The organism is Candidatus Nitrosocosmicus agrestis (assembly GCF_008389435.1).
GTDB lineage: Archaea > Thermoproteota > Nitrososphaeria > Nitrososphaerales > Nitrososphaeraceae > Nitrosocosmicus > Nitrosocosmicus agrestis.
Window position 1 is genome coordinate 1 of sequence record NZ_VUYS01000024.1, and the last position, 15,034, is coordinate 15,034.

The following is a 15,034-nucleotide window of genomic DNA, read 5'->3' on the forward strand; positions in this document are numbered from 1 at the left end:
TTCGGATCGACTATACATAACATATTTATGAGTATACACTTATCCACACCTTAACTTTGGAGCAAATGAGCAATGAAAATGCGTTACTAGATCAAAAAAATGTTCAAAAAATGATAAGTATTTTTCTATTTCAGTATTAATCATTTCCCCCTAAGAGAATCTTTTATTGTGTAAATTGTGCTTGACTTAATATTGAATTTAAGATTGTATCGTATTGGATATAGTGATATTTGAATATCTGTTTCAGAATACATGAGAGGGTATCCGAGTTTTATTTCTTATTTCTTATTTCTTATTTCTTATTTCTTATTTATTCACAAGTATACTCAATATTGAAAATTAATAGAATAAACAATAATCAGGTGGTGATAAGCGAGCAATAATACCATAACTAGATACTATATGGATTTAGTTATTATCAATAATCTAATTTTATATATCAAGTCCTGAGTTTATCCTGCATGAGGAAAACATCCGAAAATGGAAGCAAAATTCTGGACACTATTTACGGAGAATCATTATCACTTTTCGAACAGTCTGAATATAGACAACGGCTACAAAAATTACTAAGAAAAGACGATTCAAATCAAAGTAAATTCGTTGAACGCATAGCCTCGCTACCATTATCAGCTTTTATCAAATGTGAATATACTAAATGCGGAAAACCAAACTGTGATCAGGAACACGGACCATATTATTACGGTTATTGGAAAGACAAAAAGACTAAAAAACTAAGGAAAAAGTATCTAGGCAAGTTATGATCGCACTCAATTATATACAAAAAAAGTCAAAGTGTTATATCTGACCGTGAGAAAGAGCAATTTCTCTAACTTCTTAGGTAACAGCTTCAGAATGTTGTTTATAGTTATAAAAAAAGTAGTAGAGTTAAAACATCCATGGTTCGTGATATTCAAAATGTAAGATTCAAAAAAGATATTTTATCTATTAAAGATAACTTCAGAATTACTATTTACCCTGTTCTAAAGATCGGCAGTCTTGTACCTGTTGCGTCAATACACCAAGTTTATCCGTTCAATGATAAATCACATAATATAAGATTGGTGAATGGATGCAATTTGCATTATTTTATTCTCTGAACTTGCATAAACTCACGGTCTGATCCTATCTATTTTATTATTATTGTTGATCACCTAAAATCAATCGTCAGCCACTGATCCTGGTATAAATGCTAGAGTTCTTGATAGATATGGCAAATAGTAATTGAAAATATATATTTAGTCTTTATTTTTTGATGTAGTTGTGAAGATCAATTCGTATTTATCCAACATTACGTCAAATCAAAAGGAGGTAAAACTATGAAAGCCGCTGTATTTAGAGAACATGACAAGGATCCTGAAAAAGTAGTAAAAATTGAAGATATAGATATTCCCAAAATAAAACCCCATGAGGTTTTAATAAAGGTTGAAGCTACAGCCTACAATTATAATGATTTGTGGGCTATTTGGGGCAGTCCAATTAAGGTCCCGATGCCTCACATATCAGGGACAGATATCTCAGGAACGGTAGAAGAAGTTGGTGAAGAGGTTACTTCAGTGAAAAGAGGCGATAGAGTGGTATCCCATGGAAATTTGAGCTGCCGAATATGTAATCTCTGTACTTCTGGTAGGGAGTATGATTGTAAAAAGAGGCAGGTATGGGGATTTCAGACAGGTCCTTTGTGGGGCGGTTACTGTCAATTTGCACATTTACCTGAGGTAAATATTGTAAAGATTAGTGATAACGTATCATTTGAAGATGCAGCTGCTATCTCCATGGTTGGAATGACATCATGGCACATGCTTGTTGATAGAGCTAGGATAAAACCTGGTCAGACGGTGTTAATAATGGGTGGAACTAGCGGTGTTGGTATGGTTGGAATTCAGATCGCCAAACTGTACGACTGTAATGTCATAGCTACAGCAGGCAATAAACAAAAAATGGACAAGTGTTTAGAAATAGGGGCAGACCATGTCGTAAATCATAGAGAAGCAGACTGGTATAAAAAAGTAAGAGACATTACTAACAAAAAAGGCGTTGATATAGTATTTGAACATATAGGGAATACTGTGTTTCCTCAGGCAGTATCTTTATTAAAAATGGGTGGAACATTGGTTTCTACAGGCGCTACAACAGGATATGACTCTACAATAGATTTAAGGTATCTCTTTTTCAGAGGAATAAATATAGTTGGAGCTACTCAAGGAACAAGAGCAGAACTAGAAGAGGTGTTATACTGGACAGCAAATAAGAAAATTAAACCACTTATAAATGCAGTACTACCATTCCAAAATATGGTAAAAGGACATATAATGATGATAAATGGAGATCAGATAGGCAAGACAATTACTACACCACAAAAACTATGAGATTCAAAACTAAACTAAAAAAACTAAATTGATTGACCAAGGACTTCATTTTCATATTTTATTCTACTAACGTAGCATCCATCACTTTGGAATTCAAATGTTTCCAATGTTTCTTGCATTAAAAGTATATGGATTATGCAAAAAAATGCTTTGTCGCCTAACTCAAACTATTTAGCTCGAATTGTTCATAATAGGTATTTGTGATTGACTGTTGGCCTTCCTATAATCGTTCATTGGTTAGAAGTGGTGAGATATATCCTCTTCTCGCATGATTTCCTTGATAATTGGGGTTATGAACTAGATAGAGGATGAATAAAGGCAAGAAGGGTAAACCCTTTATATTTCCCAATTCTTTCATACTGGCCATTGGTTACATCCGTTACTCATTTCACCTTGCTTATAGACAAACCGAAGGGGTAGTCAAAGCCACGGGAAAAAGGTTACCTTCAAATTCACCAAGCTACGGTCACATCTGTAAAAGGATCAACAGGTTAAACATCGACATAAAAAGAGAGAATGTAGTTGATGATCTCATTATTACCATATACATTACAGGTATCAAAGTTACTAATAGAGGTCAATGGATGTCTGATAAATGGAACATGCAAAATAGAAAAGGCTACTTGAAAATCCACATCGCCGTTGACATAAAAAGCAAGAAAATTCTGTCCATGGAAGTAACAGACGAGCATGTTCATGATAACAAGATGCTACCAATGTTGATTGATAATGTTCTTAAATCAAACAATGATAGATTTGCAGTATTAGTGGATAGAGTTTTAGGTGATGGAGCCTATGACAGTAACGATACTTTTAGATTTTTATCAGAGAATGGGATTATACCCTGTATTAAAGTTAGAAAGAATTCAAGAGTGAGGAATACTGCTCATAGTTTTAGGAATCTGTCTGTGATAGCCCAGAGAAACGACTTTGAACAATGGAAGGACAGCATGGTAAGTTATGGACAAAGATGGATTGTTGAAACTGTGTTCTCATCTTTAAAAAGAATGTTTGGTGAATATGTTTATTCTATCAAAATGGAAAACATGAAGCAAGAGCTGATGCTTAAAGCGTCTCTGTATAACAAGTTTATATCTATTTAGAGAAAAGAAATATGAATTATTTGTAATCTGGATGAATCATGCAACAGAGCAACTTCAATGTCTACAGTGATCTGGAATCTAAAACCATTTATGCTGAAAAACTCCAACTATTAAAATAACTCATATTGTATTAACTCGTGCGGTAATAATTATTCTTCTTTTATCGTTAGAATAATAGGAATTATTTTATATTTCAGTTTTGTGAGGTTGTGTATGAGGTTAATTGTATACTTAATTATACTTGGATCATCATTCGCAAGCATTTTATTTCTAAATTCAATGAGTTTAGGTGGATATAGTCAATTTTCTTTGAATGATACAAATTTTTTACCTGATATGCCTTCTAACTTTTCATTCATGTTGCAGCCAAACATTTCTAATAATTCACCAATATCGGATAATGAAATCACTAGGCAGACTTTTAATGGTTCAAACCTAAATGACCTTGCCTTACTTGAGGATCAAGTTAAACTGGCTCAAGAAAAAATAGCCCAATCTGATTTAGGTAGTAAGGATTGGAAAGATTACACAAGCAAAGATTTGGGTCTTATCTTGAAACATCCATCGGATGTATCATTTCAAAAGGAGGGTCAGGAGACAAGATTTGATCCTTATCGGGATCTTAAAATAGGTGATATAGATAAAGATGGCTTTAGCATAAGCCCAAGTATTTATGGGAAAAATTCTAGCGAATTCCTTGATATTGTAAATCAAGCTAAAGAATCGCATCTGAATATGAACATAAACAACTCATACCTTATGTTGGTTGAGGATACATCCCCTATGAACATTAGCGGTAATCCGGCATATTCATACCTGATTTCATTAATCAACAGTGTTCTTGAGAAATCGACCTTTGTGTCAAATAACACGTTCATACTTCATAATGAAAACGTTTACAGATTCGTATTTGTCACAGAGACAAATTTGTATAACCAAACAAATCCTATATTCAATTATTTATTGAATTCACTAATGTGGACGGATACTCCAAGCTACGGAGTAACCAATTCAACTTCCAATTCAACTTGGAATATGATACAAAATCCGACTTCTCAAGTGTCAACAAACCAGAGTCTTTCCAATGATACCGCATTACTTCAGACTACTCAGGGGGATATCAAAATACAGTTTTATCCCGATTTGGCACCAAAGCATGTAAAGAATTTTAAGGATCTAGCACGTCAAGGATTCTACGACGGTGTGATTTTTCATAGGATTGTTCCAGGTTTTGTAATTCAAGCTGGCGATCCATATACAAAAAATGCAAGCATTAGCAGGGATCTGTGGGGATCCGGTGGACCTGGTTATACCATCAATGAAGAATTTAACAATATGTCTCACGAAAGAGGGGTTGTATCCATGGCCAGGATGCCAGATCCAAATAGTGCTGGATCTCAGTTCTTTATTGTAGTAAATGACTCTAGATTCTTGGATAAACAATATACTGTATTTGGTAAAGTAATCGAAGGTATGGAAACTGTGGACAAGATCGCCAATGTTACTACCAATTCACTAGATCAGCCCGTTGATCCTAATATGGTTAGAATCCAAAAAGTATACGTACAATGATGGATTGGTTGTCAAAACTAACCCCACAATCTACATCGTCTATAAGCAAATAATCATTGGAAATAGACAATTAATTAACTCGATGTGTATTAGGTTTATCTTTGCTAATGATGGAAATCTTTTTCCCCTTTTTTTATAATTTTAATATTCTTTTTTTTTGGGTGGTTGAAATTCATGCTTAATTAATAAATGTACAAATAATGTAACCAGGAGGATCTATGAATATGGCAAAAACTATCCGTGATTAACTTACATCTGTAATTCAAATTCATTCGCAATAGAATCAAATATTGGACTATTTGTAAACATCAAAATACATCCCATAAATTAGTTTGTAATTGATTTTAATGAATTGCATCAAAAATCCTTCGCAAATAATTAATCAGCACGAGAGCTCCGGTGGTGTAGGAAAACCATTTTTTACTATCAAGGTTCACACTTCCGCCCATGCAATTTCCCTTATAACCCTTTTTTTTGAATACAGATCATTAAAAAATCGATTATTCCAGGTTTAAGGTCGATGAAATAGATCATATTGATAAGTTGACAAAAAGAATCATGTTACGAAAGATAATTTATCAAACTTATTTTCTAATCTCTAACTTTTGCAATTCATTTCGGAAATTTTCTATTGTAATTTAATATTACAAGAAACGATTTATACCTGGCCTGCCAATTGAAAGAATAATAATCTGGTATTAGCTGACTTGTAATAACTATAGTACTTTATACCATGTCTCCTTAAAAATGAATTTGCATCATAAAATAATCATTATTTATCATGTCTTTTTCTATGGGTTTAGGATCTTAGAACATTATGGCAATTAAATTTGATTTTAAGTAGTCTTGGAGAATTCAATGGGATTGCAGCATTCAAAAGGATAATTATTCTTGAAATATTGACTTAATGATTACTACGTTGCGGTAGAACTTGATGAGCGGGAATATCTGAGAGGTCATAAAAATATTCTAATAGTTTCATTAATCCATTGTTATGATCTCCAATAGAAAAAAAGAGTTGATTAATACGTAATTCTAGGTTCCGATGTATATCAAATATCAACCACATACTGAAGCATTAGGAGTTTTTAAATGTAATTAACAGAAGGAGAAAGAAGAAATGATTTGGTATTTATACAATTGAATTAATTTAACATGCTCTTTACTGTTCGATGTAAATGTTACTATATTAGACTAGGATATATCAAAGGAGAATTTGCACCAAATATGAATTAGGTATATAGATATTCATAACCTGTCTTGGTAACAAGAGGATAGGACTATAGACAATAGTTTTACTCCATGAGATTATTTAATTGGCAAGTCAAGTCTGTAAATAATCCAGAAAATCCAACTTTTAAAAAGAAATAATTACTCAATGAATCTGGTTTGCATAAGTTCTTATCAAAGGATTTGATGTAGCACGCTATCGGCTGAACTCAACAAAAATAAGCTGAACCGAAGAAATTGACATTTCCTTAAAAACTGCTTTCAATACTTTTGCCTAGATTGAAAGACCCTTGGATATTTTTTTTCAAGCATAAAATGTTAGAAAAACAAAGCATATTGGTTATAACAATTAATTCTTAAGATTCGATTATGTCATGAGAAAAATTTAACTGTATCAATGGATCTTCGCTTCCGTCAAACTATGATTTCAGATTTAGTCCACAAGCTCTTTTCCAATTGCAAATTCTTAATGTAGTATCAATTCATATTAAGTTCAATGTATAAAATTGCCTATGATTTCCAATTAATCATTTATAGTGTATATATTTTAAAACCCAAACGTATAGCAATGAATACAAAATTTCATGATATATATAAAACGACGCTTGCCTTTTTATACAAAATGATCATAGTAATTTTCATGATTTCAATGAGAGAAGGTTCATTTCAACAATCTCTAACAAAATGATGGTGAAGAAGATGTTAACAATAGTTACAACAATGTCATGGGTCAGGATGGTGATGAGCGTGAAGCATTATAGAACGATGAAGCTTAAAAAGGAAGGAACCAAAGCTGCAAGTGTATATCCATATAGTAACTCGCTTAATTGCAACAATCTTTCTTAAGAACTTAATGGTGTAGGTATACCTAGTCCACAGGATGACCAAGATTTACAGGGCGAAACCGGACCTCCGGGTCCACAAAGACCACTAGTGTTAGGATTTGATCGTATTCATGTAATTGATGAGATTAGAGATAGGGATAAAAAGAAAAATTTCTTCTATATTTCAAGCGTTCATGAGAAGCTAGGATATAAAAGTTTTTTATCATAGAATGACCAATTTAAAAACATACCTTTACTGATTTAATAGTTTTCAAATATAAAATAAGGTGGTAGAAAGTATGAAACCTTTTTAGAATTCTAAATACATACCATAAATATTGATTAAAAGAACTATTTTACTTGAATTTATATATTTCAAAGTTCATAAAGAAAAAAAATTCCATTATTTTTTAAATGCTTTAACGATTCTTATGTCTATGTCCTTTCTTATTCTGGGCTCGATAGTGTCAAGTTGGAATGTGAATGCACAATCCATTGAATCTGTTTCGCAAAAAGAAAATGGAATTCAAAGTAATTTACAGCCTTCTCATGATGAAATCACCGAAAATGCAGGAAATGCTTTAACAACAGAATCAGGTTCTTCTGATACTAGTTCAGGTGTTGTAACTGATAATCAGATCAGGTTTGGCGAATCAAATTCTCTGAGAGGGTCAGCTGCTCCACATCCTGATGGTGATTGTTTGTTCGATCCATCCTTGCCAAAATGTGCTTCAGATGAGAATGGTAACTGTCCTGAAGGCTTTGGAATAAATGAAGATGAGCAGTGTTTCCCTTATCACGATAGATGCCCGGAAGGCTATCACAGCCATGAGGATGATGAGAGTGGGAGATGCATTCCTGATAGCGTTCCCTGTGATCCAGGTTATATTATGAGCCCTGAGTTTCCGACCTGTGAATACAAAGATTTTGTTTGTCAAAAACACCCCGAACTAAACAATTGTAAATTGGAGGGTAATAATGTGCCTGCTAATGAATCTGCGTATAACTCCGGTTATGGTCATGGATGCTCCGATGCAAAAATATCTGACTTTACTAAAAGATATATCAATCAACCCGGCATGGGCCCAAGCTATCATACACAAGAGTTTATGCGCGCATACAATGATGGATTTGAGACATGTTCTGAGGGGACCTATGAACCTCCATCAACTTCAAAGGGGACATTTAAGGTGATAGTTCAAGTTACAAGCCTATTATCGGAAGATACTTATGGTGGAATCACCATAAATGTTGGCACCTTTCCTGAGAGTGTTTTCAAGCTCTCAAATGGTATCTATTTCCCAGCAGGACAAACCGTTTCAAAGGAATTTACATTCAACTCAAGTGAAGTTCCTGTAGGAACAGAATTCAAAGTAAACCTTGACTATGGCGATGGCTATAACCAGTATATATATGGAATTAACACACCTGCAAAGAAACCCGAGGTAGTTCAATTCTTTATCCAATAACTGAACTTAACCTTTTTTATCTGGTTTTATTTTCTTTGGATCTAGTAGAAACAGCTTATAGAGTTGTAATAGTCCAAAATCTTTAATATCTCGCCCAAAATTTATTTTTTTATGTTAGAGGAAAATCGGTTCGATAATTTAAAAGCTCAAGAATTTGCTGGAAGACTTTTAGAGATAATCAATGGAGGTTGTCTTTCCCTAATGATAAGTATAGGACATAAGACAGGTTTGTTTGACACAATGTCAAGATTACGGGAGCCATCTACTTCTGAGGAAATAGCAAAGGAAGCAAATCTCAACGAACGTTATGTGAGAGAATGGTTAGGGGGAATGGTGGTAGGTGGAATCGTTAATTATTCTCCTAAGGAAAAAAGGTATTGGTTACCACCCGAACATGCAGCATTCACAACCCGGGCTGCTGGAATTGATAATATAGCACTCTTTTCGCAGTATGTTTGTTTAATGGGATTGGTGGAAGACAAGATTGTAAATTGCTTTAAAAATGGTGGTGGTGTTCCTTATTCAGAGTACCCTAGTTTCCAATCACTTCAAGCAGAAGAGACATCAAGAGTATTCGATACGCGGTTGGTAGACCAAATAATACCTTTGACGGGGAACGAAATGATTAACAATCTTAACGAAGGGGCATTAGTTTTAGAAGTCGGATGTGGGCGCGGCCATGCATTAAATCTTATGGCAAAAGCATTTCCTAATAGCAAGTTTTTTGGCTACGACTTTTCAGAGGAGGGTGTAAAAGCTGGAAGAAGAGAATCTAAAGAAATGGATCTAACAAATGTTGTGTTCGAAGTCAAAGATGTCAACACACTGACTGATACTAATAAATACGATCTTATCATGGCCTTTGATACTATACACGATCAGGCTCATCCTACAACAGTACTCTCAAAAATATACCAGGCCTTAAAGACCAAAGGAATTTTTCTAATGCAAGACATTGCTGCATCTAGTAACACAGAAGAGAATATTCAAAATCCACTCGCCCCGACACTTTATACATTTTCTACAATGCACTGTATGACTGTTTCATTAGCACAAGGCGGCGATGGCTTGGGGACCGTGTGGGGCCGTCAGTTGGCAGAGGAAAAGCTAAGGGAAGCTGCTTTTTCTGAGGCAATTGATGTCAAACAAATCGATGGTGATATTCTAAATTACTATTATGTAGTCCGAAAGACTTGAGGATGATAAGTAAGAATCGGTTTGATAACAAAATGAGATAGTAATGTAGTCATGTAAATACTACTAATTCTAAATTCCATGGATTTAATGCAGTCGACTTTATAGAAGCCGATTTTCACAAGGATGTGTATTTAATAACTGATCAGTAGTATACTGAAAAGGAACAAAATTCCTTGAGAAATTGGTGTGTACAGCAATATAAAATGGGTTAAGGGAGTATGATTGACCTTTGGATGCAAAAAAGTATGGATTGAATGAGGGATGCGGTGTTAACGCATGTGTTTAAAGCCCCGCCTAAAAAATTTATTCTAGTTTCATCTCTACCGTAGGTTATTTGAAAAAGTGATGGATGTGTGGATTGTATATCTACAAAAATCCCTCATATGATTATCAATCTATTTATCCTAGTTAGCTTGTGTTCATATCATTTTTGGAATTTTTCTGAACAAAAAAACTATAGAAGTTTTATTAATATTCTTTCTTCCTTTTTTTGACAATGGTATATATTATAACAAGAGTCCTAAATGGAGGCCGTCAGTTGTGGGTATATTCTGTCGCAATAGTTTCCTCGGGATTTCTAATATTGATTCTTTTATCATTTCGGTCAGGGTATATTTTTTTATCTTGATACTTTCTATCCTTTATGGCAACAAGTCTATTTTTGTACCTTCCTTTTAAAGCATCGTGTAGATGATGTATGCATTAAGTTGTCTGCCAATCTTTCCAATATATCTAGATGGACTTGGCAAAATTATCTTGATCTTAAATGATAAAGAAGAGTGTGTAATTTCAATCCCATTAAATATTATCATAATTCTATTCCTTAAAGTCATAGAACCTACAAGCTAACGTTATTATCATGATTATAGGTCAATCAAATTCAATCAAACTCTAATTTTTTTAAAGTTTATTCTGTATAAGATCTTACAAGTTAGCATTACATAATTAGGAAAATTTTCTTTTGATTTTTGCGGTCCATTTGGATTCGTATTTTTCAAGAGTATTTGCCCTTTCATCTTTGATATACTCTGGATAAAGGATCTCAAACTCTTTTACCGATGCAGTCAACGTCTTTGAGATCTCATCAAAGGATTGAGTAAATAGATCGAAAGAATCTCCTTTCTCTTTTGAATTGTCTGGAAGATCCTGCACCAGTTTTAGAAAATCTTCTTTTTCTTTTTCTGTCATTTCGTTAAAATCTTTCATAACATAGATCTATGATTTTTGCCTAAAAGAGCGGGTGTTAACCTGCAATTACCCTTTGTCAAAACTATTTATCCCAATTTAATTAAAAACGAATAGTTTCGATCTCTTATTAGTTTATATGAGGATGCTGAAGGCGTCAAAATAATTATTGCCCTTTTTTAATAATATTTAATATTTTTTTCAGTGGATCAACCACTAAGGTAATGTTTGAGTATGGCTAACTTTTTGATAAGGAATTTCCCATGCTAATAAGAATGACCATAACTTTTCATAGATAATAAGAGGCGATACTCTGTTCCAATAAATTTTTATCATTCTGTTTTGTCTATTTCCTAATCGATTTCTTCTTTTGCAAAGTATCTATATTTACATAGCATTTATCCAAACCTAAAAGTATTAAAAAGATATTAATATTATTTCAATCAATCTGATTTTAAGTTTAATAGAACCTTATTGATTTTATCATGTGGTTTACGTAGTGACTAAAATCCATTCCAAAACCAACGGTATAAGCAATCTGAAATTGGTAAATACTGTTATTGTGTTCAACATACAAAAAAACATCCGCCAAATTTTGAACTCCAGAAACTATGAATTTATACCCTACGTAATGATCAACAAGGATCGGTTCTGTTTCTGATATGATTCCAAATCCTCTGTGTTGTAAACTTTTTTGGATAGAATTCGTTCTTTCATTGAGATCAACATTGTGGATGTTAGGAGTCATATTTACTAATAATTGTACGTAGGATGTGGAAATACTCGTTTGTTCTCTCGAATCGTTTATCCTGAAATCTTTGCTACTAAAAATCGGATAATCTATAGCAAATCTCTTTTCTGGGCTGTAAAATGTTTCATATTGTTGTGCTGAAATTAGGTTGAGGCACCCAGTCAAAAAGACTGTCAGAATTAAAGTTAAACCAGCATAAATTTTCAACATATGATCTATGTATTAATTTCAGTAATATTTACCTTGTAAATTTCTTTTAGAATTTTAGTACCCACTTGGACATAAGAAGAATATCTGTTTTCAATCAAGTTTTTTTTTGATGATATGAAAGTGACCTAGACCATAAGGTAAATTGATCAAAGAATCTCTTGTAATAGAATTCTAATCTTTATGTATTGAGAATTTTGGTAGTAGTATTTTCAACAATTTATAAAAATATACGTGGTTTATAGTAACTGTAAATTTGTCTAGTTTAGTCTTTATTTTTAAAAAACATATCCTTCATTCTAGTTGTGGATTTAAGTCCGATCGAGTTTTTTTTACGTTTTTTTTAGTTACATTACTATTCACTTTTTTTTATTTAACTGAAATACCTTCTATTAATCATGTGAAAGCACAACAACAAAGCAAGCCTATTTTTAGGGTAAGTGTGGAGGTTACAAACACTGGGATTACAGACCAATATGGTACCATATATGTAAATATTAATGACAGTCCTGCAGTGGATGGGTTAAGCGGACAGATTTTTCCTGCGAGAGGAACAATATCTTTTGAATTTGTATTTGATTCAAAGGAAATTCCAGTTGGAAAGGAATTTGTTGCCGAAGTCGTGTATGCCACTGATATACACAAAAGGGTATATGGCAAAAATACTTCTCCTAATTCTTCAGAAACTGTTGCTATAGAAATACCATAGACTTTATTACTATATTGCTAACAACATGCTTTTATTCACATATAAAAAGAAGCATTTCCTTCCATCTTTGAATTTGATTTAATCTGAGATGTTAGGCATATTCAGTTAGATGTAAATGTTTTTAAGTCCAAACTTTATTTTTGTCCATTCATAATTGATACTGTAAGAATGGTTTGATGTGAAGAAGGGTTGTGATAAGATCTTAAGATCTTTCTTAACGAGGGTTTTGGTAGTCTCGAAATTTACCTTATTTTAATAAAATTTACAAAGGCGTTAAGCATTATTTCTTTATTATTTTGTCTAAGGGATATGATCAGATTCTGCTACATATCGTGGTTTTATCAAATGAAGGATTGTGATATGATATGGTTCGTATTACTATGTATTTATATTTTGATTTAGGTATTTTGTATACAAACGTGGAATAACTAGCTTATCAATAATCAGAATATTCATCTATTGTCTTTTGTGTTAGATAAATTGAGTCAACGTCTGTGGGGTCTACAAAGATGTAACCATTCTTTAGCAAATCGTCTCTGACATATTGCCTTATTTCTAGATTTGACTCTTCTTTGTTTCTGTTGCCGCCCCTTAACCTACATGCCTCATTATAAATATCAATAAACTTTACCGGTACTTTCAATTCTTTACCGGTACTTTCTATCAATACTTTGACAAATGTCAAAGTCAAACTCTGTATTTTGTCAGATTTGTCTTGTAGTTCCAATAAAATTAGAGTATGCAATATTCTATATAACATTCTATTACTATGAGTCAAAAGAATTTGAGTAAAAACCATCAAACTCAGACATGACTAATCTTTTAACTATCTGACAAGTAGAATATGATTGATACCTCTATTACCATTGTACGAATCATATCGTTGTTGAAGATCAATATTGTACATGTCTAAATACAGAAGCAAGTTTCAAATTCTTGTAAAATGAAGTTAAAATATTTGATTAAAAAAAGAAAGAGATTGTAAAAAGAGCTTCTACACATTACCAAACTGTTTGAGAATTGTATTAAACTATTTCTTCTTCATACAGGATTGAAAAGGGAGGTCGGTTTAGGTATTAAAGCAGCAGATTAGGTTTCGTGTATTACTTGACATCCTTTCATTTAATAAGTCTCCTAATGAATTCAGAAATAATGTGGGTAATACTTCTGTCACCACTGAATTTAGGAGATAAGGTAGGCCCAACAAGCCTATGGTATTAAGGACAAATTCAAGTGACGTTAAACGACTAATGACAGTGACTACAGACAATAACTGCCATTTAAAACCAATAAGTGGAGAACTTGATGAGGCCGATTCAAAGTATTGTATTAATAACCATTCGCAAATAATTAATCAGCACGAGAGCTCCGGTGGTGTAGAGGCTCTTTTTGCAAAAAAGAGTCACACAGTCCGGCTAAGCATTTCGCCCTCTCAAGGTTCTTTTTCGCTGGTAAATCATCAAAAAACGACGATCCCGGGTTCAAATCCGTTTGAAATCAATCATTTTGATAGATTGGATCAAAAAGATTTAGAATATGATAAAAAGTCCATCGAGAATATTATCAAAAGTACTAACTTTTGGGACTCATTCAGAAGCTATTTACTGGAACTCAATACTGAAAAAACCATATATAGCCGGCTTTCGTACGCGAAACGATACTACGATTTACTAATTAGTAGAAACTTCCATGAGCTTCATACCATGTCTAAAGACAAGCGAATTCATATTATGAAAGCATTAACATCCTTGTCTAAATATTTGGGAATTTATGACAGATGGAAGGATATAGTAACCAAATTCAATCTAAAGTGGTCGTCTGGATTTAATGGGATTGAAGTATTTAAAAAGATAATTGAACCAGTAAATACTCTTGATTCAATGATTCCTTCTTTGCGGTCGACATTGAAGAACTGTGACATTCCTATTGGTCATAGAAATATTTTGCTGTATTGCACTATGACCGGTCTTCGGGCTTCTGAAGCGATTGAAAGTATAAAGTTAATCAAGAATGAAAATTCTAGATTAAAATATATCTCAAATGACAAAGAAATGATTAAACATTATGAATTTCCAGAAATATTTATCAGAAGGACAAAGAAGGCATATTGTAGTGTTATAATCGCTGATTTGATCGAACTTGTCTTTTCTTGTTCTGTTATGAATGTTGCTGCATTCAGATCATATTTTACAAAAAGAAAAATTCCATTAAACATGAATTATGGTAGAAAGATATTTGCCACTTATCTACGCAACAAGGGAATTGAGCCAGAGATAATAGATTTGCTACAAGGAAGGATTGGTAGTTCAGTATTTGTAAATCATTATTACCGTCCCGATATTAAAGAGATAATTACAAAGAAGATAAGACCTGTGTTGAATGAGTTGAGAAAAGAATTACTATAATCAAAGCTGCTTGTAT

Annotated in this window: 10 protein-coding genes and 1 pseudogene; 8 read left to right on the forward strand and 3 right to left on the reverse strand. The window is 33.0% G+C overall.

Annotation, left to right across the window (positions count from 1 at the left end):
• Positions 1–461 precede the first annotated feature (461 nt).
• The 6 genes and pseudogenes from F1Z66_RS13375 (at position 462) to F1Z66_RS13400 (ending at position 9,761) form a co-directional block, all read left to right on the forward strand.
• Positions 462–761 (forward strand): hypothetical protein, encoded by a 300-nt coding sequence (locus tag F1Z66_RS13375; protein ID WP_149864134.1) that lies wholly within the window; start codon positions 462–464, stop codon positions 759–761.
• Positions 762–1,316: 555 nt separating this feature from the next.
• Positions 1,317–2,366, forward strand: coding sequence for a zinc-binding dehydrogenase (locus F1Z66_RS13380; protein WP_149864135.1), 1,050 nt, complete (start codon positions 1,317–1,319; stop codon positions 2,364–2,366).
• Positions 2,367–2,566: 200 nt separating this feature from the next.
• Positions 2,567–3,469, forward strand: a pseudogene (locus F1Z66_RS13385) (IS5 family transposase).
• A 309-nt stretch (positions 3,470–3,778) separates the two neighbouring features.
• On the forward strand, positions 3,779–5,041 hold the full coding sequence (locus F1Z66_RS16120; RefSeq protein WP_230207570.1) for a peptidylprolyl isomerase: 1,263 nt from the start codon (positions 3,779–3,781) through the stop codon (positions 5,039–5,041).
• Positions 5,042–7,526: 2,485 nt separating this feature from the next.
• Positions 7,527–8,564 (forward strand): hypothetical protein, encoded by a 1,038-nt coding sequence (locus F1Z66_RS13395; protein ID WP_159357605.1) that lies wholly within the window; start codon positions 7,527–7,529, stop codon positions 8,562–8,564.
• 111 nt (positions 8,565–8,675) lie between these two features.
• Positions 8,676–9,761 carry a class I SAM-dependent methyltransferase gene (locus F1Z66_RS13400; RefSeq protein WP_149864137.1) on the forward strand — a complete coding sequence of 362 codons (1,086 nt, stop codon included), beginning with the start codon at positions 8,676–8,678 and terminating at the stop codon, positions 9,759–9,761.
• A gap of 945 nt (positions 9,762–10,706) precedes the next feature.
• On the opposite strand, the gene F1Z66_RS13405 is transcribed toward F1Z66_RS13400, so the two are convergent.
• Both F1Z66_RS13405 and F1Z66_RS13410 read right to left on the reverse strand, forming a co-directional pair.
• On the reverse strand, positions 10,707–10,967 hold the full coding sequence (locus F1Z66_RS13405; RefSeq protein WP_149864138.1) for a hypothetical protein: 261 nt from the start codon (positions 10,965–10,967) through the stop codon (positions 10,707–10,709).
• A gap of 439 nt (positions 10,968–11,406) precedes the next feature.
• Positions 11,407–11,862, reverse strand: coding sequence for a hypothetical protein (locus F1Z66_RS13410; RefSeq protein ID WP_149864139.1), 456 nt, complete (start codon positions 11,860–11,862; stop codon positions 11,407–11,409).
• Between the two features lie 442 nt (positions 11,863–12,304).
• On the opposite strand from F1Z66_RS13410, the gene F1Z66_RS13415 reads away from it, so the two are divergent.
• Positions 12,305–12,613: a hypothetical protein gene (locus F1Z66_RS13415; protein WP_149864140.1), complete on the forward strand. Its 309-nt coding sequence runs from the start codon at positions 12,305–12,307 to the stop codon at positions 12,611–12,613.
• A gap of 436 nt (positions 12,614–13,049) precedes the next feature.
• Here F1Z66_RS13415 and F1Z66_RS13420 read toward each other — a convergent pair whose 3' ends face one another.
• Positions 13,050–13,358, reverse strand: a complete 309-nt coding sequence (locus F1Z66_RS13420) for a hypothetical protein (protein WP_195907543.1) — start codon at positions 13,356–13,358, stop codon at positions 13,050–13,052.
• A gap of 466 nt (positions 13,359–13,824) precedes the next feature.
• Between F1Z66_RS13420 and F1Z66_RS13425 the strand changes: the two genes are divergently transcribed.
• Positions 13,825–15,018 carry an integrase gene (locus tag F1Z66_RS13425; RefSeq protein WP_149864142.1) on the forward strand — a complete coding sequence of 398 codons (1,194 nt, stop codon included), beginning with the start codon at positions 13,825–13,827 and terminating at the stop codon, positions 15,016–15,018.
• Positions 15,019–15,034: the final 16 nt, after the last annotated feature.

What these genes read in the sequence shown, in the direction of transcription:
- F1Z66_RS13375 (WP_149864134.1), top strand. Translation starts at nt 462, where the DNA reads ATGAGGAAAACATCCGAAAATGGAAGCAAAATTCTGGACACTATTTAC.
- F1Z66_RS13380 (WP_149864135.1), top strand. Translation starts at nt 1,317, where the DNA reads ATGAAAGCCGCTGTATTTAGAGAACATGACAAGGATCCTGAAAAAGTA.
- F1Z66_RS13395 (WP_159357605.1), top strand. Translation starts at nt 7,527, where the DNA reads ATGTCTATGTCCTTTCTTATTCTGGGCTCGATAGTGTCAAGTTGGAAT.
- F1Z66_RS13400 (WP_149864137.1), top strand. Translation starts at nt 8,676, where the DNA reads ATGTTAGAGGAAAATCGGTTCGATAATTTAAAAGCTCAAGAATTTGCT.
- F1Z66_RS13405 (WP_149864138.1), bottom strand. Translation starts at nt 10,967, where the DNA reads ATGAAAGATTTTAACGAAATGACAGAAAAAGAAAAAGAAGATTTTCTA.
- F1Z66_RS13425 (WP_149864142.1), top strand. Translation starts at nt 13,825, where the DNA reads ATGGTATTAAGGACAAATTCAAGTGACGTTAAACGACTAATGACAGTG.